This is a genomic window from Mucilaginibacter mali, assembly GCF_013283875.1.
In the GTDB taxonomy this organism is placed as follows: Bacteria; Bacteroidota; Bacteroidia; order Sphingobacteriales; family Sphingobacteriaceae; genus Mucilaginibacter; species Mucilaginibacter mali.
On the sequence record NZ_CP054139.1, the window covers coordinates 244,949 to 267,993 of the forward strand.

Below are 23,045 nucleotides of genomic sequence, written 5' to 3' on the forward strand. Positions count from 1 at the left end.
GAACCTACACGCAAAATAAACCAATGCCCACGCTAAGCCCGGACAATCTGTCTATTACTTCCTTGTGTGTTTTATGAATTTAGCCGATTCCCTGTACCAAGGTTAATAGTGCTGGTATATCTTCAACAATTTTTCTTTAACTCATAGTTCAAAAATACCTATATACCAGCCAAATTGCGAATGCCTGAAAAAAAATAAAAAAAATCGATAATCCAGGTTGCTGCTGTTTTCGGGTTTGCTACTCTCAAATTGCTTATTCTTAACGGAGTATGGCATAAATATCAGCCATCTTAGCCACTTTACAACAAAGGTCTTTTACACCAAGTTTGTCGCAGGTTTTTAAAAAATGGTGTTAAAAATAATTTAAAGTTATGATAATCGAAGCAGCAAAAGTACGTTTAGTGCAACTTGACGAAGACCTGGAATTATTTGATGAAATGGGAATTCCAGCAGGGCAAAAATTGAATGGTAAGCTCAACAGCATCAGGCAGGCAATTGCTGACCTGAAAGCATTGTTAAACCAGCAGTCCTTCTCTTCAACAGATGAGGAAATCCAGTTTTTTAAATATGTAAAACCGCAGTTCATCGCGCGGCAGTTATTTGCTTTGGATATTTTTACCATCGAAGCAGGTAAACCGGTTGATACGGCCGAAGTGGTTAAAAGTTATTTTGAACAGGAATTAAAATATACGAGGAAATATTATGACCAGAACAAATTTATGCATCAGTATTACCTGCTTGACGGCACTGAACTTGATGCTTTATTATTTGTCCGCAATACTCAGCCGCCAGGTTCGCTGATCCCCGATGTGCAGGGTTTTGATCCTCAATTTTCAACCGCCGGTGATTATGTATTCGCAAGGTTTATAACTAATGAGCGGATACAGGAATTTTTAACAGATCGCTTGTATAGTCCGCAAGAAGCCGAAACCTTGTCCGGCATAACTAAAAGGAGAGTGACATTAAAGTGGACGGGGGACGCTATTAACCTGGCGGAAATGGCTTATGGTATTTGGCTGACTGGCCAGGTCAATAATGGCAACGCCGGGATTACTGAAATTATGGGCTGGCTGGAGGTAAACTTTCAGGTAAACATAGGGCGACCATTCAGAAGGTGGCAATCTATCTCCGGCAGGAAGCGGGTGAGCCAGGTGAAATATATTGACCAGATGAAAGCCGCCATATTAAAACGTTTGGATGATGAGAACGCGTAAAATAAAAAGCCGGGTACCCGGCTTTTTATTTTTTAGCCTTTTTTGCCGTGCCGTCCATGAGCTGCATAATATCCTCATAATTGTAATAAATGATGTGCCCGATCCGGGTGAACTTTAAAGTGCCGTTTGCGCGCAAAGTGTGTAAGGTTCCCCCTGATATCTTCAGCATATTTTTTACCTGGTAACTTTTCAAATATTTCTGCGGTTCTTCGGTTCGTTTGGTTAAAAGCAATTTGAGATCCTGCAACATCGATTGCCGGAATTGTTCCAAATCGTCCTTTGTTATTAGCTCTACTGTCATGTGTTTTTAAATTGAATGAGGGCAAACCTATCTAATCGATTTGACCATTATGGTGTCCTTTTAGGGTCGTGCCCTCATTTTTTTAGGCGGTTGCAGCTAATTTAAGTGAGCCATTTATTTCAAATAGCTTATCATGCAAAACTTTCATATTGTTGCTGATTTTCCTTTTGGTCATCTTAGCATAGATCTGTGTTGTACGGATATCCTTATGACCGAGCATCTTGCTTACTGTTTCTATAGGCACGTCATTTTCCAAAGTAATTGTAGTGGCGAAAGTATGGCGCGCGGTATGGGTGGTCAGTAATTTGTTGATGTCACAAATATCTGCCAGTTCTTTCAGATATGAATTAAACCGCTGGTTGCTGTTGACCGGCAGCAATTTATTTTCGTTGACGCAATAGGGGTGGCGTTTATATTTTTCGATGATCTCCAATGCAACAGGCAATAGGGGTACGGTTTCCTCTGTACCTGATTTGGCCCGATCTTTTGTGATCCACAAACCGCCATCGACACCGGTAAAGATATTTTCCGGTTCAAGCGCATACACCGTTTCAAACGCATAGCCGGTAAAACAGCAGAAGACATAGACATCCCGGACTTCGGCAATCCGCTGACAGCTGATTTTCTTACTGTACATTTTGATAATTTCATCCATTTCAAGGTAATCGCGGTCCGGGTCTTTGTAGGTACATTTAAAGTTATTGATGGCACTTTGAGGGATCATCCCTTCGTTTACGGCCTTCGCCATTACCTGTTTTAAGGTTTTGACGTATTTCATGGATGTGTTTTCGTCAATATCCTGCATCAATAAATAATGATAAAAACCAGATGCGAAAGAATATTGGATTTGGTCAAGGTTAATGTCTGAGGCTTTGAACTTCTTTTTCAGGTAGGCTTCCACCTTTCGCTGTAAGCGCTCATAGCGCCCCAGTGTTCCTTTTGTTCCTTTGCCTTTGCTTACCTTTTCTGCGAACTCGTCATTATGCACTTTAAATGCCTGCATCAATGTAGGTTTAGGCTCTGGTTTGAACAGGTAGGCATCTTTCAGCATTTTAGCGGTGACATCTTCATGTTCTTCACAAAGCAGATTATAGCACTTTTCCAGCTCCCTGGTAGTATAAGTGATATAGGTATTGATCGTTGCAGCATCTTTACATGCTTTAATGGCGAATCCGGTCTCTTCATTCCAGTATTCTGCCTTGATTTTCTTGCCGGATGAGAACTGATCCCTTAACCCGTTGAGGGTAATCCGCACATAGATGGGAACCATCCCATCTGAGGTTTGTTTGGCTTTCCAAAGCCAGAACAAGATTGAAAGTTCCTGATTTACTTTCATTTAGCCAGTATTTGAGGTTAAACCATGGCCCCACCACAACCCCAAACTGAACTAATGGCATAATTCGGTATACTAAATTCGGTTTTTTTGACAGTATACCGAATAGTATACCGAACGGCTTAAATCGTTTTGACCCTGACTGAATAAAAAAGTGCCTTAGAAGTGGTTTAAAACGAGAAAAGCCATTCTTTTGAATGGCTTTATCTCTCCTTAAATCGGATTTTGTGATCCCGCTGGGACTCGAACCCAGGACCCCAACATTAAAAGTGTTATGCTCTACCGGCTGAGCTACGGAATCATTAACCGTTTCCGATTAAAGTGGTGCAAATATAGGGTTATTTGATAATCCCTGCAAGCCTTTTTTTAATTTATTTTTCAAGTTATTTTAAGCGCTTCATTGCCAGTAAACTATGGTCTGAAGATCGCTATTTTGCCCCTGTCGCCAGCTAATAATACCAGTTTGCCGTTTTTTGCCTTGCGGCAAACGTTAAAGCTGTTGGTATCGATCTGTGCCCAGTTAAGCCCGCCATCGGTAGAAAAATTGCTGCCCGAAGTGCCTGTTGACAGATAAATATTACCTTTTATGTTTTCTACACACGACTGATAACCAGCAGGAGGAGTAGTACTTAACTCATATACACCCTTTTTAATCAAACTACAGCTAACCGAATCTTTGGTTTTATCTTTTGAATAATTGCCGCCAACCACAACGGTATTATTGGATGATATGGAAAATGCGCCATTGCTCTCGGGGCCGTGTGTAATGGGCAAGTTATCGGCAACCCATTCCGCTGCTGAGGGCTTTTTATTTATACGCCTTGCTACCTTGCCACCACTTACTATAGTAATATTGCTTTTCGTATCAACTCTTAAACAAGTTCCGCTGGCTGCAAAAGCGGCTTCACCGGGCAGTGCATCGGGTTGGTTGCTGAAAGGGTGCCAGGTTTCGCCCGCATCAGTTGTTTCCAATAGCAGGAATTTATTGTTGATCGGGTCTCCCAGGATAAAGCCGTGTTTTTTATCGGCAAAATCCATGGCATCTAAAAAATAAGCCTTATCGTCATTCTTATATTTTAAATCCCAGGTAGCGCCTCCATCGGTGGTTTTTAGTATAAGCGCCGGCGTACCCGAACTTAAAATAATCGCTTCCTTGTCCGAAAAAGCTTCAATATCTCTAAAATCGGCTTTCTCGTAACCTTTTATTTGCTGCCAGTTCCATGTTTTGCCGGCATCGGTAGTGGTGGCAATGTATCCTGCGCTTCCACTGATCCAGGCTATATGATCATCAACAACCGATAGACCGCGGATGCTTGTCCGCTTGCCCTGATCCAGTATCGCGATTTTTTGCGCCCGTAGAATATTGGGAATGAGCAATAAACAAACGATGAAGGAAAAATAGTAGAATTTGCGCATAAAGATGTACTTATTTAAATGTACTATCTAAAGTAGTCTTTATGCTACTTAACACAAAGCTTTGATAAAATTTTAACGATTTTGTTGGTGGGTTATCGCCGAAAAGATTTATATTTGCACCCTTGTTAAGCGAAAGGCAGTACTTGTATTTGTTTTAGCACACCAGGCCCGGATGGCGAAATTGGTAAACGTTGCGGTCTCAGAAGCCGTTGAGAATTGTCTCTTGAGAGTTCGAGTCTCTCTTCGGGCACTAAAAAAAGTGCAAAATTAGCCTCAATTGAGGCTTTTTTTATGGCCGCTGAAAAAAGCGGTGTAAAAAACGGTGTACCCTTTGGGGCATTCCGTCAAATGTGTATGGCCCGTCGTAAAGCTAAACCTCACTACAAAACCCCTACCGTTATCCGCAATAAGGATGGCGATTGGTACATCCAATATTACTACGAACACCCCATGCGCCCGGGTGAATGGAAACCTTTTAAACTTCGCGAGGGCCTGAATTATATTAAAGACGAATCGGAAAAGGAAACCGAGTTTAATTATTTGCGCCAGGATGTAGAAGACTGGCTTAAAGCCGGTAATAGTCCCTTTGATACCTACGACGATGTATTAGCGCAGATCGAAGCAATGGAAGCCGAAATTGCTGCCGATGAATTAGCGAAAAACGGCTGGAAAATTGAGCACGCGGAAAGAGAATTTATTAAAAACATTACTTACAGGGGCTTAACGCCTAATACCATAAACACTTATAAGCGATACGTTCGTGCTTTCCGTACCTGGTGCCTTGAAAATGAATATCAAGATGTGCCGCTATCAAAGATGACTGAGTTTGATCTTGAAGAATTTCTGAATGAATGGGCTGAGGTAAAGAATTGGCAGGGGCGAACTTTTAATAATTACCTCGAATTTTACGGCAGCTTTTTTGATAAATGCCAGGGACTTGAGCGCCGGGAAAATCGCCGTAATGGAATAGAAGGGGCGGTAGTTTACCTGATCGATACGAAAGATATTGAACTAAGAATAGTTACACCCGAACGAAATAAGCCCTTTAACCCGGAACTGTTTGAATTAATTAAGTCTGCCGCAAAAGAGCCAGGCCGGGAAATGCTTTACGATTATTTGGAGTGGATATTTTACAGTCATATGCGCCCCGATGAGATCAGGCATTTAAAGGTTGAAAGCATAGATACCAGGGCGCGGCAGATACGCTTTGTGGGTAAGACAGGCGACCGCCTGGTGCCTATAAATAACGGTTTAATGGGCGTGATTAGGCGGCGCGGTTTGATAGATCATCCGCAGGATAGCTTTGTGTTTGGAAGGATGGGAAAGCCAGGCCAGCAACGGATGAGCGTGGCCTATTTTTTAGATCAGTTTGCCGAGGTCAAAAGGGATATAGGCAGTAGAACTAAATTAGGGCCGTATAATATGAAGCATACATCTGTACAGCGGATGAAGTTAGCCGGGTTAAGTGATGATGAGATTATGCTACAAACAGGACATAAAACTTTGGAAGCCTTCCGGGCTTACCTGGCTGATTTTTATATTGACAACGGGGATAAGATGAAAGGCGCGACTATAGAATTTTAAAGCCCGGCTATTTAAGCACAGCCGAGCCTTTTAAGTTTATCCAGTAGTTGCGTTTGTAATTTACGGGTACGTGAAAGAGGTATGGTCAGATGGTCGGTCACCCATTTATATAAGTTTCCTTTACCCTCATTCTTATACCTGGCATTGAAGTAGTTGTTTATCGATATAATGGCTTTATCAGATTGCTTTAAAAGCCCTGCCCAGCTATCATCGACAGAAAAATCTAACCTGTCTGTGGTGTGTAGCAATTGCCCTACTATACCAGTTTGTAAGAATGATACACCAGCTTGTCTTAACCAGGATTGCGACATACTATCGTGTAATAAAATAGCGGTATTGGCAATGTCAGTTCCATTTTGTACCGCTTTATTTACGATCGCCTTTTTTTCCTTAGCAACATCAGGCAAAATTCCGCCGTCATCATCCTGTTTTTTCATCCAAAACCAATAGGCGGCCGCTACCAGTGCCACAACTATTATTAAAGTGCTTACTCTCATTTTTTAAGTTTTTTGTTTTTAGTGATCATCTCGCATAAAACTGCGATGCGGGATCTATACCGGTTGTACCGCTGTTTTATGCGATGCTCCAGCCCGCTGTTTACCTGGTATCATCGGGTAATTTTGCGATACGGTCCGCACCGCAGTTTTATGCGATAAATACCAGCACGTACCGCAAAATTTTGCGATGCTGTACAGCCACGCATAAAAATGCGATGCGATATCATCCGCGATATATCCGCCAGGCGACAAACACCAATGCCAGGATACCCGCTACCCATATGATCAAGCCGTATGAGGGTGTTATAGTGGTATCGGTATGCCGCCCTTTATCTTTTACCTGGTTGCTTTGCTGCTGGTGATAGCCTGCTTGGGCTGTCGCTTGTTTTTGCTGATCTGTGCGCGTTAAATTGTGTTGCTCGGTTCGTATATCGGCCCGGTGTTCTATGGTGCGGTCGATGTCGGTAGTTTTGTTGCCGGTTCTGCCATCGGTAACGCTGTGCTCGTGTTCGGTGATCCTGGTAAGGCCGTTATCAGCTACCGTGGTTTTGGTACTGTCTACCGTTTTAGTTTGACTGGCTTTGTGCAAGCTGCTCGTATCGCTCGAAACTGCGGTATCGTTTTGCTGATGGCTGTAGCTGTCAACGATCTTATGTTTTACGTGGCAACCGGTAAGAATTACCAGGCAGGCCAATAACAAATACTTTTTCATTTTAAAAAGCGGCTTACGGCAGCTATCTGCCCTGTTAAACGTATTTTTCTGTACACGCCATCACCGTCGCGGCTACCGGCTACATTGGTGTTTGCTTCAATGCCGGTTACGGTTTTGGTGCCCCATATCTCCACTACCCCCACATGTGCAATGCGCCCTTTTTCGGGGAAATAAATACCGTACACATCGGCCGGCAGTGGCGTTTGGTTCGACTTCGCGCCTTTTTTATAGATCACGCCTTTGCGGAACAAATCAGGGCAATAGCCGCTACATGGGTTGGGCAGGTGGTTTTGACCGTAGCCCCAACACACATACGATGCGCAATAGGGGTTACCTTTGCCCAGGCCTACGTAGTGCAGGTAGTTTTCTACCGCCACACCGTCGTTATGCCCTGTTAATTCGTGTACGCCGATCTGCGACCGGTAAGTTTTGATTAGGTCAGCCCTTATATCACGCGGCTGAGCAAAGCCAGCGTAAACAGTAAGGCAAAATATACTGATAAGGAGATTTTTAAGCGTTGCCATGGGGTGGTATTGTGTTTAAAGTCGTTTGTAAAATGCAGTTCGAAATATTGCCGGATGGGAAGCCAGTTAACTTTCAGGGTCATCCAAACAATCACCATAAAGGAGCAAAAGCGGATGATAGCCAGTATATCTAACTGTAGTACCCCCACATCGTACGCGGCCGCTGTCGGGTCGTACAGGTGCAATAGGGTAGGGGAGTATAGAAATAACAGTATCGCCGCTATGAGTGGGATAAATTCGTTTTGCTTTTTAAGCCAGGTTAATAATTTCATTTTTTATCGGTTTGAGTTATAAGTAAGTTGCGGGGTGCCGAATACGCGGGTTTCGAGCGCGGTAACCCGGTTGCCCATTTTTCCCTGTGTATCCTGGTATTCTTTTAGCTGGCCGCTTAAATTATTGACGGCGGTGGTGAGCTGCTTAACATCGTTGCCCTGATTGATCTGCGTAATGCCGAGACCGGCGAGGAACGATAATACAGGCCACACAATGGGCAATATCGTTTGCCAAATGGTTTTAGTATTATTTCGGGCTGGTGACATACATTAGCGTTTTAAGGTATTATTTCAGGAATCGCGGGAAATTCCCATTCTATGGCCGCAACAATCTGTCCGTCGATGAACAGGTATTTACCCAAACCAACCGTTTCGTAAAAATCAGTTGGAAGAGCGCCATTGTACAACTGGCAACCCTCGATATCATAAATACTTATTAAGTTAATATTTCCGTTTTCGTCTGATCTTATATACATGATCTATAGTGCTGATTGAGTGATTACCTGTAGTTTACCAGCTATGTTATTAGGTGCTACCATGCGCATATTTGCAGCGGTTGGGTCACAGGCAATACCCCAAGATGTAACTCCCGTGATACCATTACCGAGCACATCGCCGATAATCCCCAATGTGGTATTATTGATGATTTTAATTCCCCCGTCCCGCTGAATGGCATAAAACCTGTTATTCTGAGATATAGGGTCAAACGCAATATTTGCGATTAAATAAGTACCCCAATAAACAGAAGTTAAAAGGCCGTTGGTGGCCTTATCATATACCCTGCAATAGCCGCTGCCGTCTATCAGGTAATATTGAGGTAAAACTGGGTCATGCGCCACGGCGTAGCACGTAGTAGCCGCAAACGAAGTAACGAGGGTGTTGGTACTTGTGTCTATGACGAAAGCGGTACCAGGGTTGCCATAGGTGACACCAATGGCCCTGTTATTTACCGGGTCTATGCTAAACCCATTACCGCCGCCAATACTGCCAAGGTTAGCTATAAAAGCATAAGTTGTAGGGTTATATTGATAGAGCGTTCCCGAGCCATCGGTGATGTACATCCTGTTCTTTGCAATATCAACAGCAACCGCGCTTGCATCTGAAACCCCAGTGATTGTTGCCACGGTGGTTAATGTTACACCGTCTATCACTTGTACCGTCCCGGCGGTGGCATTAGGCACGTAAATGCGATTATTAACCGGCTCCCAAAATATGCGCCTCATGCTGGTAGTGGTGGTGGTAACCGGTGTGCCTGTATAGGTGTACTTATCACCTATGCGAAAGATGTTAGAGCCATTTTTGTAAATGCTCGTTCCCTGTTTATATAGATGTGCCATTGTTTATGCTGTAGTTGACGGTGTTTTTTTCCAAAGGGATGATGTCCATTTCTCATATCGGTTATTCACGCCCCAAACGCATTGCCCAATAATTGCAGCCGGATAAGCTGTGTTTAAGTCGGCGCTTGTTTTGTCCCCGGCACTATCATCTATTGCGGTTAGGTATAAGTCGATCAGGTTACCGTTTAGTGCGCTTCGCCTCCATGCGTTTGTACCAATACAATCGTATCGGTAATTAGTATCGAATGAATATTGCCCTGTTAAGCCAGTTACGGCAGCCGTACCACTGCTAAAATCGGCGGAAGTAAGCGCGGCCGAACTAACCACCTGGTCTACCGGGTCGTATGTTTTCTGCACTCCTGCATTTGTAACCGACAGCACCTTTTCGCCAGTGGCAACGGTAGGTATAGCCGTTTGGGTTGAGTTGATAATTTGAAAGTTTGTACCATCATAAGCAAGGCAAACAATTTGTCCAGCCAGTATATCGCCCGCTGAAAGTGCAACGCTAACGTTCTTTTTAATGGCCTTCGCACCTAAAGAGTTTAGGTTTAGCGTGGCCGCACCGGTATTGGCGTTAGTGAAAGTAACATAAAACCGCTGTTTGGTGCTATATGCGGAAATTGCTGGCGAAATGGCGGCAGTGTAGGTATCAGTGCCGCTGGTTGTGGCCGACAATTTATCAAAGCCTGTTTGAATATCCTGTTCTGATGCAATGCGTGCCATAATTTATGCTGCTTCGGGTTTAGTTGGTGATATAATTAAGTTTTGGCCGTAGTCTACAAAAACCGGGGTAGGGTCTTCGCCTGCGGCAACGTCGCCTATGGTGCCGGTTTCGTAAGTAGCCGGGTCGTTAGGGTCGTAAGTAGCCGGGTCAAACAGCCAGTAAATGGCATGGTCGGTGCCGGTACCAAAATCCATATGCAGGCTATAGGTGCCGCGGTTATCGTAGCTGCGGTTACTGTGCGACGGTATATAATCTTCTAAATAATAATCCTCGTCGCCGCTTATGGTTAAGTACAGGGTTTTGCCGTACCCGTTTGATACGTAGGTGCTGGTTGGGATCACGCTACAGGTAGCGCCGCTTTCTTCGCCATTGGCATAGGCCTGGCCATCCGCGTTAAAATTCGCGTCGGCTATCGCTTCCGCTGTGTCCTGGTCTATGGTAGATGTATAATCGGCCGAGAAAGTTACGGTAGTGCCTTCCTGCCCGCCCGGGCATTCGCGGGTGAAATTGCCGGTACGGGTAGCGGTGTATACCGTTGTTTCGGTATCGCTGATCACCGGCTGCCAAAAACATTCAATATAGTAGGGCTGCGGTTCGCTTTCGCCGCTGCCGGTTGGCAGTTGCAGTTCGTCCAGCGCTTGCAGCTTCACTTCGCCGGTAGTTTCCACAATTAAAAAAACCTCGATACCTTTTACAATCATGTATTTTTTTAACTGCGCGGCCGGCCGGGCATTTTCGGGAAGTGTACCCAGCGTAATTTCGTCGCCTATGACGGTATCGGCCAAACCGAATTGCCCGTGCAGGTAAACTATCGAGCGGCTGGGGAAGGCTTGCAGGTCGGCTTTAAATTTCAGTTCAACCTGTTCGTCGAAATAGCTGGCTGTGGGGCTGTCTAAAGCTGTCCACGCGCCGAAATTGCCGCTAATGATCTGTATGGTTTCCGCGTCGCCCCCACTGCCCGGCGCTGTGCCGGTTCCGCTATCCTGTTTATCCAGTTTCCAGGTAACCAGGTCGCTATCCAGCACGTAGGTATTTTTATTGGCCTTTACATAGCACGTCATCCCTTCAACCAATAAATGAGCTGGTATCGCATTCATTTGCGATACGGTATCGCGGGTGTGGTGGCCGCCTTTTATATCAACCTGTTCGGCAACTGCATAAAGGTCGGCGCTGTCGGCGGTTTTGAGTGTAGCGCCTATAAGTGTTCCTGTGTTCTTTGACATGTTAGTTGATGGTTACCGTGTCTAAAGGTGAATTGTAGATATTATCGCTTACCCACACATCCATTACCACCGTAGCGCCCTGGGCGTTGGTGAAGTTGCTGGCACTGCGCACTTTGGTAAAGGCTGTATTAACCAGCCCGTTGATATTGAAAGCCGGGTTGCCAAAAGCCGTAGGGAAAGCGAAAATCAGGCGCTTACTGCCGCCGCCAAAATTGATCAGCGGGTCTATCAGGCGGTCGCTTCGCAATTGCTGGCCTACCAGGGCGCGTATATCAGTGTCCAGTATGGGCGATCCGCTGCCGTCTTTTGTGGTAGTGCCCCAAAATACTTTTGGTAAAAATTTTATGGTGCAGCTGGCCGTACCTGTCAGTGTGCCGTCGGTAGCGGTTATGCTGAAAGTGCCGGTACCGCTGGCTAAGTTTACCAGCTGCGTACCATTTTGGCTTTCGCCTGTAAGCACCGCTATCTCATTACCGGCAACATTAATGCCCGTAATGGCGTTGGTGTGTTTTACGGCTTCCCAGGTTAATATAAAATTAGGGCTGCCGCCAACTTCGCGGGTAGCATAGTCGGGCGCTATGGTACATGTGGGCGCTACAGCGGGGAAAAAAACAGCTTCCAAAAATTCGCCAACGGTTAAAGCGCCGGTATTCAGGCCGGGCAACTCGTTAGGGTTACGGGTAATGGGGCGTGCGCCGTTAAATGTGCTGTCGCCGCCGCTGCCACCGCCGCCATTACCGCCACGGTTGGTTTCCAGTATCCGGGTACGAATAATTTTAGTCATGGCTTACACGCTGAAATATTGAACATTTAGTAAATGGTTAAGCCCATCGCATGGGAACAGGCGGGCGCGTACCAGGTCGCGGCGGCAAGTGATCTCAAATGCCGCGCCGTGGGTAACTGCCAGGCCTTTAAATTCGGTCGGCGTTGTGCCATCCAGCCAAATACGGGCCAGCGTGGCTGTTAAATCCGCGTCGGGCGCAGCTTCCAGCATCAGGATAGCCGAATTAGCTTCGCCCGGAATATTAGGCAAGGCTGTGCCGCTATCAGCCACCATGCGGCAGGTACCATTACCAACCGCTTGTTTTTCCAGCCCCAGACGAAGCGTATTATTAATGGGGGCCGGGGTGTCGATCAGTTCCCCGCCATCTGCCGGGGGCGCTATCGCTATATCATCTATTGGCATAACTTATGAGTTAATTAGGTTGTGTATGTGTCGTGTTATGGTATCCTGTTCGCTATAAGCCAGGTTATTTTCATTTTTCTGCCGCTCCATCGCTATCATTTGCGCGTCGTACTTTTCAAGGCCGTACAGTTTAATGATCCTGGTTAACTTGGCGGCATATTGGTCTCGGTCGGCTCCTTTGTTGTAGCCTGCATTTTGCAGGGCCTGCGCCTGATCGGCCGGGGTTTTAGCGGCGAAGGCACCGGCTAAGCGGTATTTGGTTTGCTTTAATACCTGTATATGTGCGGCAATGCTGTCGGCAATGCTGTTATATACCCGCCATTCCTTACCACCCGGTACCAGCTGCGCGGTTAAGCCCTTCCAGGTTGCCGACGCCATATGACCGAATAAGTTTTTAAACCGGGTAGCCAATGGCGAGCTGCCCGACCCGCTTTCCTGAATGCCCTGGGCGATGACCACGGAAGGGAATACACCGGTATTCAGGCAATCAGCGATTACGGTAGGGGCGATGCTTTGGGCAAATTGCTGCGGTGTCATATTTCAGTGTAAGCTGCGTAAAGGATCAGGCCGATAAGGGCCGCGACCGCGATGTAAATAATTTTAGTTTTATCCATGGCCAGCACCGATTTTTTTTGCGATGCTCCAGCCGGTGTGCTGCCGCTTTGCGCGGCATGTGCGCCGTCGTACTGCTTCAGGTTGTACTGGTTAATAATGGCGATCAGCTTTGCGGCATATTGCGGATCGGTAGCGTAACCGGCTTTTTGCAGCGCCTGGGCTTCAGCTTCGGGCGTTGCGGCCGATGTTACACCGGCGGCGCGGTAGTGGCTGCCCTGCAATAGCTTTACCTGGTCAGCAAAACTATCGGCGGCACTGCTGTACACCCTGAAAGGCGACTTTTCCATCACACTACGCCCGTTCCTTACCTCGGCGCTATCCAGCCTTACCGCCCCGCCCGACCAACCGCTACCGGCTTTAACACCGAAATGGTTATTATACTTGCGGGCTAAAAGGCTTTGGCCGTTACCGCTTTCCAACGCAGCCTGGGCAATCATTACCGAAGCATGCAAGCCGGTACCGGCCACCGCTTTTTGCGCAGATGGCGCTATACTACTGATATATGCCGGGGCTGCCATTATTCGACAATTGACATTACCTTACAGCGGCATTTTATGGGGCGGGTGGTACGCCATATATACCAGGCGAATGCAATTGATATTATTAAAATCGCTAAATAGCTGCCCCGTCTTAAAAGATCGTCGATATTCATTTGCTTTTGGGTTTATAGATCTGCCACCGCTGTTTTATGCGATGCGTACCGTATCGCCGTATTTTGCGATACTTCAGTACTGCATCGCAACTTTTCGCGATGGGTGATCAATGTTTAAAATATTTGCTGTATACCCACATGATAATTACCGCGCTTACTACCAGCATAGCACCGATATCGATCAGGGTTTCCCGGCTTACGTGCACGGTTATGGTTGCTTGTTCCATTGCTCGTTTAGATTAATCCCAGGCGTTTAATGCGGCCCAAAAAGTCGCTACGGTGGCCATTATCGATATTGGCACTGCACAGGTCAGTATCAAATGGCGATGTAAAGCCGTCCAGCACCTTCCAGGCACGTACCGACTGTATAAAATCGGCGTCGCTTAATTTCAATACTTCGTCAAGCGCTTTATTGATATTGCCGGTAGTACCGTAGGTATAGCGGTATTTATAAGCATCGTGGTTAGCCAGTTGCAGGCGTTTGGCTATGGCCTGCACATTGGGGTTATAGCCAGCCAGCTTGTTATCGGGCATTTTATTAAAGATACCGGCACCAAAAATGGCAGGCAGTATGGGCTTTAAAAAGTCGGTAGTGCTTTTAGCGCGCAGCTGTTCGGTTAATTGATCGTGCAGTTGCTGCGGGTTATTCGCCTTTACCTTTTTTGGAGGTTCGGGGCGCTTTTCGTAACCCGTTGCTTTGCCGGTCGGCGCTTTCGCATCGTTGGTATTGCCGTTGCTTTTACCGCCCTGATCGGCAGGCAGATCATTGTTAGCGCCGCTACCGTCGCCATCGCCGCCCTTGCCAAAAGTGAGGCCGCTAACCCATTTGTAAAAGGCGTAAGCAAGCCCTACAATCAGGACTAATATTAATATGCTGCTCCATCCTTGTTTCATTGCTTAGCGCTTTACTAACCTGTACTTTTTCCAAACAAACACACCTACGGCGACTACTATAGCCAGGCCTAACAGGTACTTTACATTGTTGCTCATTGCTTTAATTTTTATATGAATAATTTGGGTTGATTACTTTGATTACTTAATGTTAAGCCCGTTAAGGCGAAGTATCACGCTTGTTTTAGTATGATCCTTATCAAAAGGATCGGCCGGGGTATCACGCACTACCTTTACCAGGCTGCCCGAAGCTGCATATTTGCTGTTCCAGCTTGCCGCCATTTGTTTAACCTGGTTATCATCGGCGGCCAGGATATGGCTAAACAGCCTATCGCGTATGGCAATGTGCGTAGGGTGCAACATCACCTTAAAGCCTTTTTCCTTTACCAGGTATTGGTACATCGCATCCGCGAATTGCCCCGGTGTAAGCGGTTCAACATCGGGTTGCTTTACCAAAGGCAGGGTTAGCATTTTATTTTTGTTGCTTAAGTAGATGGCCCAGGCGATATAGCCCGCTATGGCCGCTAAAATGATCTTTCCCATTACTTAAAATTTGAAGTTTAACTTTTTGTGTTTATGCAGCCAGTATACCAGCGCGGCAACCGCTACGGCTATGCCGCCCCATAACCACCAGTTGGTTTTTTTATTGGGGTTGGGTTTAGTGAGATCGGGCATTTCGGCGTAAGTGGTTTGACCATCAGGTGAAGTATACGCCCCGGTTTCAGTGTTATAGGTTGATCCATCAGCCCAACTGATATTACCGTCGCTATCGGTTACCAGGTTAGTACCGTCATCACCGGCATAGTTACCACTCGTATCATAATCGCCACCGCCGCCGCCACCAAATACCGACGGATAGCCCTGATCCTGCAAAGTCTGATCGATCTGCTGATCGCTATAGCCGCTATTTTTCATGGCAGAAATTGCCCCCAACAGACCGGCCGCAACTTCGGGGCCTAAGCCTGGTATCCATATTGCCGCCGCCGCTGCCAGGTAGGGCCAGTTTTTCGCGGTAAACTTTCCAGCGGCCACACCCACATCGCGGGCAACGTGCGCTACGCCAACGCCTGCATCACGAACGACATGGGCGGTACCTACAGCTGCATCACGTACAACATGGGCTACGCCGGTACCTATTTTGCCCCCCAGTTTAACAACCGGTTTGGCAACAAAGGCGGCGGCATGTCCTACCGCTTTGGCGGCGCTCCCAACACCTTTGCCTACCGCTTTGGCGGCATTACCAATAGCCTGGCCGATCTTCTTAAAGTTTATCCCTAAAAAATCGCTGTATTCCTGCTGTTCGCGACCATTAAGGCTTTGCAAAAAGCCGTTGTAATTGTGCAGATCGTTGGCAGTCATATTGCCGATGGTCAGGCCGGTAAAGTTGCTGCTTTCCGCTTTATGCTGTATAACAATATGCGCTATGCCATAGGTTAGTATCTTACCCTGCAAACTTTCGCTTAAGCCGGTTAGCAGGTCGGGTACTTCCGCTTTTGGCAAAGGTTGAAGCCCAAACGAGTTTAAGGCGCGTTGTACATCGCGGTTAGGGTTGTAGGCATTGAGGTTATGAATAAAACCAGTGCGCGGGAATTTGGTGGCCTGGCCTGCGGGTACGCCTACCAGCCGGATATTATCGCCCAGGCCGGGGATTTTTCCCTGCCCGACGATAACCGCGTTTATCAAATTTGTACTCATTGGTTAATTTTTTATTGGTGATCCTGCTCGTACCTGGCTATGCGCTGCATTTGCAGGTAGATGCGCCAGTTATGCTGCGGGTTTTGGTTGTTTAATAGTTTGGTCAGTACGCTAAGGCTTTCATCAGGCGGGCCGCCCATATCCAGGTATTGCTTTTCTGCCCATTCGTCGGCCTTCACCTCGTCGCCGGTTTGCGCTTTGATGTGCCCCATTTCGTGCAGCAAAACAAATTTTCGCTGCCAGGGCGTAAGCACCTTAAAATGCTTTGCGCTTACCTGTATCACGCCGGTATTGTGCTTTACACGCGCCGGGGTAGCGCCCAGGTCGGGTACTACTTCAATAGCGGTGATCCCTTGTGCCCACGCCATTAGCCGCGCTTTTTAAGTTCGTACAGGATGGCAATACCAATAAGGATAGCGATCGCGTACACAAACTTTTTATCCATCCCAAACCAGCGGTCGCTTTTCAGTTCGTCCCTGTCCCAGGCTACCACGCCATATTTGCCCGAAGGCTCGTAATACGATGGTATACGCTGGTTATAAGGTTCGGCGGGATGCTGTGTAGCGCGAATGATGTTGCTGAACACCGTGCCGGCATTTGCCAGTTTATCGGCAGTGGTTAGCTTTTCAGCTACCGCAAACCGATCGCGGTCGCCTACCAGGTTGCTATAGCCGGTAAAATCGCTGTCATCGTTACCGAAACCGCCTGCTTTTACTCTTTGTAACAGGTCGGTGAAAAAGTCCTTTTTTACCTTAGCGGCGCGACCTACGTGTAATCTCGTTGGCGGCGCGTCTATCCCATGCTTTCTAAGCAATTGAGCGACACCGTTAGGGTGCCGCTCAATTATTTGGGAGATGCCGTCGAACGCAGCCTTAATGAAACCCTTGTTTTCATCAGGCTGGCTTATGTTCCATGGCCCCACGGTCAGGTTTTAGCCGATGAAGTTTTTTGCTACCTGGCCTGCGGCAATATTGTTTACCTTATTGGTAAGTGCCGTTGCATTGTTCAGCGATGGGCCAATCACGAAAATGAAGTTAACCGTAGTGCTCGGCTGTATACCGTAGCTGATTTTGGTTTGGAAGTCTAACTGGAATGCTGACGGTACGGTGATCAACTGCCCGTTAGGGTTAGCCTCACTGGCGTACACACCCGGATTGATCAGTCGCGATTCATTTTGTTTGAAGGGGCTGTCTTTGGTGATGGTCATGATCTCATCCAACTGCACCGCGTTAGTGGTGGCAATCTTAAAGCCCAGGATCATGATCGGGGCACGCTGTACCAAAGCGTTAAAATAGGCCAGTGAGAAAGGCGTACCGGCAGCCGATAAGCCCGAGCCACCGGCAGTATCGTTAAACGCGCCTTCGGTCATCAAACCGGCAGCATTTACGATCAGACCAGGGCAAAATAACATTGTCCTTTTGTTGGTGGTATCGGCGTTGGTTACACGCAGGTTGTAAACGCTGCCTTTCGAAATCGCGTCGGCAAAGCCATCGCCGGTAAATTCTAAAAATTCGTCGTTACCGCCGAAATTATATGTAAGGCCATCGGCGGCTTGCGCCAATTCGGCCGGAGACATTAGTCCGTTTCTCATTTTACTGATTTTTTGAGTTTAAATTTTTGTTGAAGTAATTAGTGGGTAGGGGAGCGGCTTATTTAGCCAGCGGGTTTTTTAAAGCGTATTTATCCTCACCGGCTACGGTTGTTTTCTTTACCAGTGCGACATATAGCGCGCCGATTACGATGGCGGTAACTACCCCGGTAGCTACAGTGCCCCAATTGATGTATTTGTGCATTTAGTTTTTTTTGATTTATAACCAAATGTGCATGGCTTTAAAATGCTGATAACCAGTTCGGGAAGGTACGGGCGCTTTCGGGCGGCTTTAATTGTTTTCGGGCGGGTTTGGGAGTTTTCGGGGCATAAAAAAACCGGCATTTTTAGGTGCCGGTTCGTTCCCAATTAATTTATATATGATGAAAATATAAAGAACACTACGGGCGTTCAAGCCGTAGACTATTCCGCTGGTACCGCTTCGGTTTCTTCCAGCCAGTCTTCCAGGGTCATTTTATAATCTTTACCGATGGTAAATTGACCGGCCACCACATCGCTGACAGTGTTTAAGGTTGGGTTTGTACCGCCTGATAAGTTATAGTATACGCTTTTAGGGTCGTACTCTACACCAAATTCGATAGCGTGGGCTGTTGGATTTGCTTTTGCATCACCATAGCCATAGTTTTTTGATTGCTTTTTGCTTAAGCATTTCAGTTTTACTACTGTGCTCATTGTTTTGGGTTGTTAGTTAAAAAAGGGTTAATTAATGATCTTCGCCAAACTGCGAGATTGCCGGTTTCCACTCTTTAGCCGGTTGCTCCTGTGTGGTTTCCGGCTGTGTGGTTTCGCCTGCTAACCTTGCGGCTTTTGCAGACTGGGCAGCGGCGGCCGCGCCAGTAGGTTTTCGCTTTGGTTTGGGTTCGTCGGTTTTTTTAGTTTCGGTGCTCATGATCTTGCTGTTCAGTATCCCTGTCCCCGGTTTAAATAGCTTCGGTTACGGTTATGATGTACTTTTTACCCGGCGCAAATTTTATCTCCGGGTTCGCATCTAAACTAAGGGTTAATGTTGCTGCAGGTTCTTCGTCAATATCATCACGAAAGCGGCGGCGGTTACAGTTACAGGCTGGCGCACTTTCTAATGTAACATGAGTGCTTTTGGTAGTTTGGCTTATATGTTGCCCTATTACGTTAAAAATCATAATACAAACGTTCAGTATCCCTGTCCCCGGTTTATGGTTTATTCAGGCCTGCCCAGGTAATGGATAATTATTTCCAGTTGGGCGGGGGTATAGCAACGGCCGGTATAAGGCCCTATGCGCTCTTTTGCTTCTTCGGGTATCAATGCATCGTACCAGCCGTCAAACAGCTTTACACCCACGCGATACCATGCCGCTAACTGCTTTTTATTCATGGGGCCGGGTATAGGTTGTATGTTATCGGCGGCATTGCTCATTCAGTTATATATAAGTTGCTACATATTCGCTATGGTAGTCATCTTTATGCGCGTTTACACGCTTTACGGCCGCTAATACGCCCTCGTAGTTGGGCACCAGGTCGCGGTTACGCCTGCTTTCAAAGGTTTCGAGGGTTTTAAGCACCAGTATACCGCTAACCATTGTCCAAAAGAAAGGCGGCACACTGCGGAAACTGTGAAAGGTGAAGATCAGATCGCAACCATGCATACGGTGGTCGACCAAAAAAGACTTTATTTCGGGCGGCGGGATGGCAGGGATATACTTGGTGCAATCTTCAAAAATTACCAGACCGTTGCGGAAATGCTTTGAAACCAGGTTAAGCGTGTCCTTTGTGGGCGTGCCGTATATTTTGGCCTTACCTGGCTTTGTCCATCGCGGTATATCGTTTACCGCAATTTCGTGGATCGCACTATAAGCCGGTGATCCGTTAACATCAATTATCAGCACCTTTTTATTAGCGTCGTAACTTTTAGCTACATCGGCAAGTTTGGTACTTTTGCCCGTGTGTTTACGCCCGGCAACCAACAGGGCCATGTGTTCGCGGGTACCGCTCATTCCCTTACCCCTTTCGAGCGCTTGAAAACCGATAAAAAACCGTCCACACTTGATTTTACCATTGATGCTATATCGTGGCCGATATTGTTTACATCCTTGGTAATGGACTTAAACATGCCATACATTAATATGGTGCTGCCTATTTGCGATACAGCCAATAGGCACAGGGCGGCAAATATGAATAAGTGATCCATCACGCAATTACAGGTTTAGTTTCCCCGGCGTAATCTTCGTAAACACGGCGGTTACGCAGCCTGGTAACCCCGTAACCGATCAGGCAGCCTACTACCAGGCCGACCGAAAACACGATGATAACTTGCCGGGTCATAAGCTGTTGTTAAAGATTTTGGTACCCCTTTCGGCTAATACCGATGTAACCGAAGCCATAAGCGCCTGAAATGGCGTTACCTGCACATTCATCGTACGGGCGTAAATGATCCCGGCATCCTGTAACCGCCTTTTCTCATCATCCTGCAAAGGCAGTTCTTTAATAAGGTTGGCTACCTTTCTTAATTTAGCCATGGCCTTTTGTTCGCGGCTGTTAACCTCGTAAACAGTGCTGCCACTGGTATCTACATCGCCGAAAAGTTCCTTTTCATTATCATTTAGGATAAAAAACTTACTGGCCCAAGTAAACCCGCATGTTTGCGCCCAATCAAACAGGTTTACGGCGATAATTGCCAGGTCATCGGGCGAAAGCGTAACCGGCTCATCGGACGGTGGTTCCTGGTAACCCTGCTGATATTGCGCACCGGGTACAGCTGTCATCGCAGGATTATGCGGTGCTGCAGCCGGTTGCGGTTGGGGCGCTGGCTCCGCTTCGATGAAATCGGGCCTTTCGGGGGTTACATCAACCGCCACGTCATCAATAACCGGCTGCGGGATAAAAGCTTCGGTATTGGTACTCAATACGTCCGACAGGCTTAATGTAGCGCCTGGCTGTGGGTTAGGCTGTGATCTGCTTTTGCTCATGGCTTACAGTGTATTTTTCAACTACCGGCACGATAGCGCCGATAGTTGCCATTAAATTTTTATCGGTAGTGATCTTCATTACCGCGCTTACAATGTTACCACCGTTGATTACGGCCGTAAACTTGCTGAATAGGGCAACCAGCTGTATCAAATCATCGGTACGCTCTTTTAACAGGGCTTTAGCCTGCGTATTTTGCTCGATCAGGGTAGCCAGTTCGTCGGCATCTACCTGGATCAGGTTAGGCATTTTGGCTACCGGGCCTTCAGGCTTTAATTCCGGCTCGTTTTTGGTGTTTTCGTCCATTACGTTTAATTTTTTGTGGTTTAACTATCTTTTGTACCGGCTGACAATCCGCGCAGCCTGGGCATGGCTTACCGCCGGGGAACACACCCCAGCCGCTGCAAAGTGCTTTCTTTACGGCCATTACTTTGTTTTAATACCGGTAAGCATTCGGGCGATAACATCGTTTTCCAGCCTTTCATAAACCAGTAAGGCAAAACCGGCTATATCGCAGTTATTGGCGGCCAGTATGCCGCTGATCCGTGCTTTTTGAGCAACGGTACATCGGGCGGTAACCTGTTCGCTTTTGCGCTCATCATCGCTTTTAGGTGTAAACTGCGGTTTCGGCTTAACTACAGGAGCGGCAACCGGGGCCGATGGGTTGGGTGTATCCTCCACTGGTGGTACACCGCTTCCCGGTTGCTCAACTTCCTGCACATGATCCGGGGCCGGTATATTTTCTGCGCTGCCGGTCATGCTTTTTTGCGTTTAGCCATATCTGCAATCCTGTTTTCGAGGTTAGGCATTGACAAATATGGAAGCCCCTCTTTACTTCTTAGCTTGTTCATACGAACATATAGGCGAAAGGCTTTTTTATAATTTACATTTTTCGCGGCAAGCGCGTTATTCATCATTTTTTGAACATCAATTGCTTTCATGCTTTTTTGCGTTTAGCCCTCATTTTCGCCTGTTTGCGGCAATGATGGCGGTTAGTATGTTTGGCGCGGCAGCTTTTGCCGTACCATATGGGTGAACTAAAATCGGGCGGTATATAGCCCATCGGTATAAATGGGCGATAGTTAAGTGTGCGGCTAACAGTGCGCTGTCCGTAGTTTTCGGCAGTACGGCCGGTTGTTTGACTCTGGCTACAGGCGCGGGCCTGTGAATGGCCGGTGGCGGTGGTGGTAATGCTGGGGGCATATCAATAGTTTAAATTAATTAGCACAGAATAAAATTTTGCTGTGAAAACCGTGTTTTCAGCGATTAATTAAGGTTTTATAAAGGTAGCGGCGGGGATGCAGATAGTTTAGAAGCGCCATTCCGAAATATAATTCGGTGGTGCTATTCTGAATGAAAAAAAGCGGGTAATACTGATGCGCGAAAAATGCCCGATTTTTGCAAAAATGTATAAAATTCAGAGAGTAGATTTATTTTGTTACAACTGTTACACTGTTACAAGTAGTGTTACTTATCTGATTATCAATAAAATATACTGTAACAAAGCCGTAACAACCTGTAACAAAATTGTAACAGCCTGTAACAAAATTTTTTGCCTTGTTACATTTTTGTTACGGACTTTAAATTTTTGATTTTCAGTTTTTTACCTATTACTTTTTGTTATCTGTAACAGTTGTAACAATATTTTTAATACTTTAAAAAAATAATAATACTTACTGCAAAATTTTATTTGGCGGTTTCCTAAAATTCGGCCAAAATTTTTTGATACCTACCCCTCCCCTCGTCAAAAGGGAAAGGCGGCATTTCGGGTCGGGAACCCGACCGGGAATAAAAGGCATTCGCTACGCTCATGGGTGTGCCTGGCTCGCTATCGCTCGCGCAGGCGGTAAAAGGCGGCGCTATCGCGCCAGTGTGCGCCTGTAGCAACGATCTAAGTTAGCGGCCGGTGCTGGGCACCGCCACGCTAACAGATCGCCGCTACGGGCGCGGAATTGGGGCTGTTTGGCGGTAATAAAAAACCTGTTAATAACAGGCTTCCTTAAATTGAGTGAGGGGGATAATTTTATCGCTGTTTTTCAGCACTACATAATGCTCAAATTGAAGGCTGTCCGGTATTTCTGTCCATCCGCTGCATATTTGCGTCGCTTTCGCAATCGCCTGGTTAACATCGCCCATAAATTGCACGCCTATCATTAAGGATTTTACGCTGTGGCCTTCATAAACCATGTTTACGGCTGTTTGGGTTTCTTCGCTAAGTGTTTGAATAGCTTGTTTTAATGTCATGTTAATTTGATTTAGGTAGCTAAGATAAATAAAATGTAAGTACCTGTCAATTAGTACTTTATATCTAATATTTTAT

37 protein-coding genes and 2 tRNA genes are annotated in these 23,045 nt (G+C 46.6%); 3 read left to right on the forward strand and 36 right to left on the reverse strand.

What is annotated here, in order from left to right; genetic code table 11:
- Positions 1-371: 371 nt before the first annotated feature.
- The gene (locus HQ865_RS01085; protein WP_173413112.1) at positions 372-1,214 is read left to right on the forward strand and encodes an RteC domain-containing protein; all 843 of its coding nucleotides are present in this window, start codon (positions 372-374) and stop codon (positions 1,212-1,214) included.
- 25 nt (positions 1,215-1,239) lie between these two features.
- On the opposite strand, the gene HQ865_RS01090 is transcribed toward HQ865_RS01085, so the two are convergent.
- The 4 genes from HQ865_RS01090 to HQ865_RS01105 form a co-directional block, all read right to left on the reverse strand.
- Positions 1,240-1,515: a MerR family transcriptional regulator gene (locus HQ865_RS01090; RefSeq protein WP_173413113.1), complete on the reverse strand. Its 276-nt coding sequence runs from the start codon at positions 1,513-1,515 to the stop codon at positions 1,240-1,242.
- A gap of 82 nt (positions 1,516-1,597) precedes the next feature.
- On the reverse strand, positions 1,598-2,851 hold the full coding sequence (locus HQ865_RS01095) for a site-specific integrase (RefSeq protein ID WP_173413114.1): 1,254 nt from the start codon (positions 2,849-2,851) through the stop codon (positions 1,598-1,600).
- Between the two features lie 225 nt (positions 2,852-3,076).
- Positions 3,077-3,149 (reverse strand) — tRNA-Lys (locus HQ865_RS01100).
- A gap of 110 nt (positions 3,150-3,259) precedes the next feature.
- The gene (locus HQ865_RS01105; RefSeq protein WP_173413115.1) at positions 3,260-4,264 is read right to left on the reverse strand and encodes a WD40/YVTN/BNR-like repeat-containing protein; all 1,005 of its coding nucleotides are present in this window, start codon (positions 4,262-4,264) and stop codon (positions 3,260-3,262) included.
- 166 nt (positions 4,265-4,430) lie between these two features.
- Here HQ865_RS01105 and HQ865_RS01110 point away from each other — a divergent pair.
- Both HQ865_RS01110 and HQ865_RS01115 read left to right on the forward strand, forming a co-directional pair.
- Positions 4,431-4,514 (forward strand) — tRNA-Leu (locus tag HQ865_RS01110).
- A gap of 41 nt (positions 4,515-4,555) precedes the next feature.
- A complete protein-coding gene (locus tag HQ865_RS01115; RefSeq protein WP_173413116.1) occupies positions 4,556-5,848 on the forward strand; it encodes a tyrosine-type recombinase/integrase in 1,293 nt (430 codons plus the stop codon).
- An 11-nt stretch (positions 5,849-5,859) separates the two neighbouring features.
- On the opposite strand, the gene HQ865_RS01120 is transcribed toward HQ865_RS01115, so the two are convergent.
- The 32 genes from HQ865_RS01120 to HQ865_RS01270 form a co-directional block, all read right to left on the reverse strand.
- On the reverse strand, positions 5,860-6,345 hold the full coding sequence (locus tag HQ865_RS01120) for a hypothetical protein (RefSeq protein ID WP_173413117.1): 486 nt from the start codon (positions 6,343-6,345) through the stop codon (positions 5,860-5,862).
- A gap of 223 nt (positions 6,346-6,568) precedes the next feature.
- On the reverse strand, positions 6,569-7,057 hold the full coding sequence (locus HQ865_RS01125) for a hypothetical protein (RefSeq protein WP_173413118.1): 489 nt from the start codon (positions 7,055-7,057) through the stop codon (positions 6,569-6,571).
- Entirely contained in the window at positions 7,054-7,581 is a 528-nt protein-coding gene (locus HQ865_RS01130; protein ID WP_173413119.1) for a hypothetical protein, read from the reverse strand. The genes HQ865_RS01125 and HQ865_RS01130 overlap by 4 nt, the downstream gene beginning before the upstream one ends.
- On the reverse strand, positions 7,503-7,853 hold the full coding sequence (locus HQ865_RS01135; protein ID WP_173413120.1) for a hypothetical protein: 351 nt from the start codon (positions 7,851-7,853) through the stop codon (positions 7,503-7,505). The genes HQ865_RS01130 and HQ865_RS01135 overlap by 79 nt, the downstream gene beginning before the upstream one ends.
- A 3-nt stretch (positions 7,854-7,856) precedes the next feature.
- On the reverse strand, positions 7,857-8,120 hold the full coding sequence (locus tag HQ865_RS01140; protein WP_173413121.1) for a hypothetical protein: 264 nt from the start codon (positions 8,118-8,120) through the stop codon (positions 7,857-7,859).
- Positions 8,121-8,131: 11 nt separating this feature from the next.
- Entirely contained in the window at positions 8,132-8,329 is a 198-nt protein-coding gene (locus HQ865_RS01145; protein WP_173413122.1) for a hypothetical protein, read from the reverse strand.
- 3 nt (positions 8,330-8,332) lie between these two features.
- A complete protein-coding gene (locus HQ865_RS01150; protein WP_173413123.1) occupies positions 8,333-9,190 on the reverse strand; it encodes a YncE family protein in 858 nt (285 codons plus the stop codon).
- A gap of 3 nt (positions 9,191-9,193) precedes the next feature.
- A complete protein-coding gene (locus tag HQ865_RS01155; protein ID WP_173413124.1) occupies positions 9,194-9,913 on the reverse strand; it encodes a hypothetical protein in 720 nt (239 codons plus the stop codon).
- A gap of 3 nt (positions 9,914-9,916) precedes the next feature.
- Positions 9,917-11,137, reverse strand: coding sequence for a DUF5977 domain-containing protein (locus HQ865_RS01160; RefSeq protein ID WP_173413125.1), 1,221 nt, complete (start codon positions 11,135-11,137; stop codon positions 9,917-9,919).
- A gap of 1 nt (position 11,138) precedes the next feature.
- The gene (locus HQ865_RS01165) at positions 11,139-11,921 is read right to left on the reverse strand and encodes a hypothetical protein (RefSeq protein ID WP_173413126.1); all 783 of its coding nucleotides are present in this window, start codon (positions 11,919-11,921) and stop codon (positions 11,139-11,141) included.
- A gap of 3 nt (positions 11,922-11,924) precedes the next feature.
- Positions 11,925-12,323 carry a hypothetical protein gene (locus tag HQ865_RS01170; protein WP_173413127.1) on the reverse strand — a complete coding sequence of 133 codons (399 nt, stop codon included), beginning with the start codon at positions 12,321-12,323 and terminating at the stop codon, positions 11,925-11,927.
- Positions 12,324-12,326: 3 nt separating this feature from the next.
- Positions 12,327-12,860: a glycoside hydrolase family 73 protein gene (locus HQ865_RS01175; protein WP_173413128.1), complete on the reverse strand. Its 534-nt coding sequence runs from the start codon at positions 12,858-12,860 to the stop codon at positions 12,327-12,329.
- Positions 12,857-13,456, reverse strand: a complete 600-nt coding sequence (locus HQ865_RS01180; protein WP_173413129.1) for a glycoside hydrolase family 73 protein — start codon at positions 13,454-13,456, stop codon at positions 12,857-12,859. Before HQ865_RS01180 ends, HQ865_RS01175 begins: the two co-directional genes overlap by 4 nt.
- Before the next feature lie 368 nt (positions 13,457-13,824).
- On the reverse strand, positions 13,825-14,484 hold the full coding sequence (locus tag HQ865_RS01185; RefSeq protein ID WP_173413130.1) for a hypothetical protein: 660 nt from the start codon (positions 14,482-14,484) through the stop codon (positions 13,825-13,827).
- A 138-nt stretch (positions 14,485-14,622) separates the two neighbouring features.
- Entirely contained in the window at positions 14,623-15,024 is a 402-nt protein-coding gene (locus HQ865_RS01190) for a hypothetical protein (protein ID WP_173413131.1), read from the reverse strand.
- A gap of 3 nt (positions 15,025-15,027) precedes the next feature.
- The gene (locus tag HQ865_RS01195) at positions 15,028-16,176 is read right to left on the reverse strand and encodes a hypothetical protein (RefSeq protein WP_173413132.1); all 1,149 of its coding nucleotides are present in this window, start codon (positions 16,174-16,176) and stop codon (positions 15,028-15,030) included.
- A gap of 11 nt (positions 16,177-16,187) precedes the next feature.
- Complete coding sequence (locus tag HQ865_RS01200) at positions 16,188-16,544, reverse strand: hypothetical protein (RefSeq protein ID WP_173413133.1); 357 nt, start codon at positions 16,542-16,544, stop codon at positions 16,188-16,190.
- Positions 16,544-17,098, reverse strand: coding sequence for a hypothetical protein (locus HQ865_RS01205; protein ID WP_173413134.1), 555 nt, complete (start codon positions 17,096-17,098; stop codon positions 16,544-16,546). Before HQ865_RS01205 ends, HQ865_RS01200 begins: the two co-directional genes overlap by 1 nt.
- Positions 17,099-17,107: 9 nt before the next feature.
- Entirely contained in the window at positions 17,108-17,767 is a 660-nt protein-coding gene (locus HQ865_RS01210; protein ID WP_173413135.1) for a hypothetical protein, read from the reverse strand.
- Positions 17,768-17,825: 58 nt separating this feature from the next.
- The gene (locus HQ865_RS01215; protein ID WP_173413136.1) at positions 17,826-17,969 is read right to left on the reverse strand and encodes a hypothetical protein; all 144 of its coding nucleotides are present in this window, start codon (positions 17,967-17,969) and stop codon (positions 17,826-17,828) included.
- A 218-nt stretch (positions 17,970-18,187) separates the two neighbouring features.
- Positions 18,188-18,457 carry a hypothetical protein gene (locus HQ865_RS01220; protein ID WP_173413137.1) on the reverse strand — a complete coding sequence of 90 codons (270 nt, stop codon included), beginning with the start codon at positions 18,455-18,457 and terminating at the stop codon, positions 18,188-18,190.
- A 31-nt stretch (positions 18,458-18,488) separates the two neighbouring features.
- A complete protein-coding gene (locus HQ865_RS01225; protein WP_173413138.1) occupies positions 18,489-18,674 on the reverse strand; it encodes a hypothetical protein in 186 nt (61 codons plus the stop codon).
- A gap of 31 nt (positions 18,675-18,705) precedes the next feature.
- Entirely contained in the window at positions 18,706-18,924 is a 219-nt protein-coding gene (locus HQ865_RS01230) for a hypothetical protein (RefSeq protein WP_173413139.1), read from the reverse strand.
- 38 nt (positions 18,925-18,962) lie between these two features.
- Positions 18,963-19,178 carry a hypothetical protein gene (locus HQ865_RS01235; protein WP_173413140.1) on the reverse strand — a complete coding sequence of 72 codons (216 nt, stop codon included), beginning with the start codon at positions 19,176-19,178 and terminating at the stop codon, positions 18,963-18,965.
- A 4-nt stretch (positions 19,179-19,182) separates the two neighbouring features.
- On the reverse strand, positions 19,183-19,755 hold the full coding sequence (locus tag HQ865_RS01240; RefSeq protein ID WP_173413141.1) for a hypothetical protein: 573 nt from the start codon (positions 19,753-19,755) through the stop codon (positions 19,183-19,185).
- Positions 19,752-19,949, reverse strand: a complete 198-nt coding sequence (locus HQ865_RS01245) for a hypothetical protein (RefSeq protein WP_173413142.1) — start codon at positions 19,947-19,949, stop codon at positions 19,752-19,754. The genes HQ865_RS01240 and HQ865_RS01245 overlap by 4 nt, the downstream gene beginning before the upstream one ends.
- On the reverse strand, positions 19,949-20,083 hold the full coding sequence (locus tag HQ865_RS26020) for a hypothetical protein (protein WP_262889708.1): 135 nt from the start codon (positions 20,081-20,083) through the stop codon (positions 19,949-19,951). The genes HQ865_RS01245 and HQ865_RS26020 overlap by 1 nt, the downstream gene beginning before the upstream one ends.
- Positions 20,080-20,727: a hypothetical protein gene (locus HQ865_RS01250; protein WP_173413143.1), complete on the reverse strand. Its 648-nt coding sequence runs from the start codon at positions 20,725-20,727 to the stop codon at positions 20,080-20,082. The genes HQ865_RS26020 and HQ865_RS01250 overlap by 4 nt, the downstream gene beginning before the upstream one ends.
- A complete protein-coding gene (locus tag HQ865_RS01255; protein ID WP_173413144.1) occupies positions 20,702-21,031 on the reverse strand; it encodes a hypothetical protein in 330 nt (109 codons plus the stop codon). The genes HQ865_RS01250 and HQ865_RS01255 overlap by 26 nt, the downstream gene beginning before the upstream one ends.
- Positions 21,032-21,151: 120 nt before the next feature.
- Positions 21,152-21,484, reverse strand: coding sequence for a hypothetical protein (locus tag HQ865_RS01260; protein WP_173413145.1), 333 nt, complete (start codon positions 21,482-21,484; stop codon positions 21,152-21,154).
- Complete coding sequence (locus tag HQ865_RS01265) at positions 21,481-21,666, reverse strand: hypothetical protein (RefSeq protein WP_173413146.1); 186 nt, start codon at positions 21,664-21,666, stop codon at positions 21,481-21,483. The genes HQ865_RS01260 and HQ865_RS01265 overlap by 4 nt, the downstream gene beginning before the upstream one ends.
- Positions 21,667-22,708: 1,042 nt before the next feature.
- Positions 22,709-22,969, reverse strand: coding sequence for a hypothetical protein (locus HQ865_RS01270; protein WP_173413147.1), 261 nt, complete (start codon positions 22,967-22,969; stop codon positions 22,709-22,711).
- Between the last annotated feature and the right edge of the window lie 76 nt (positions 22,970-23,045).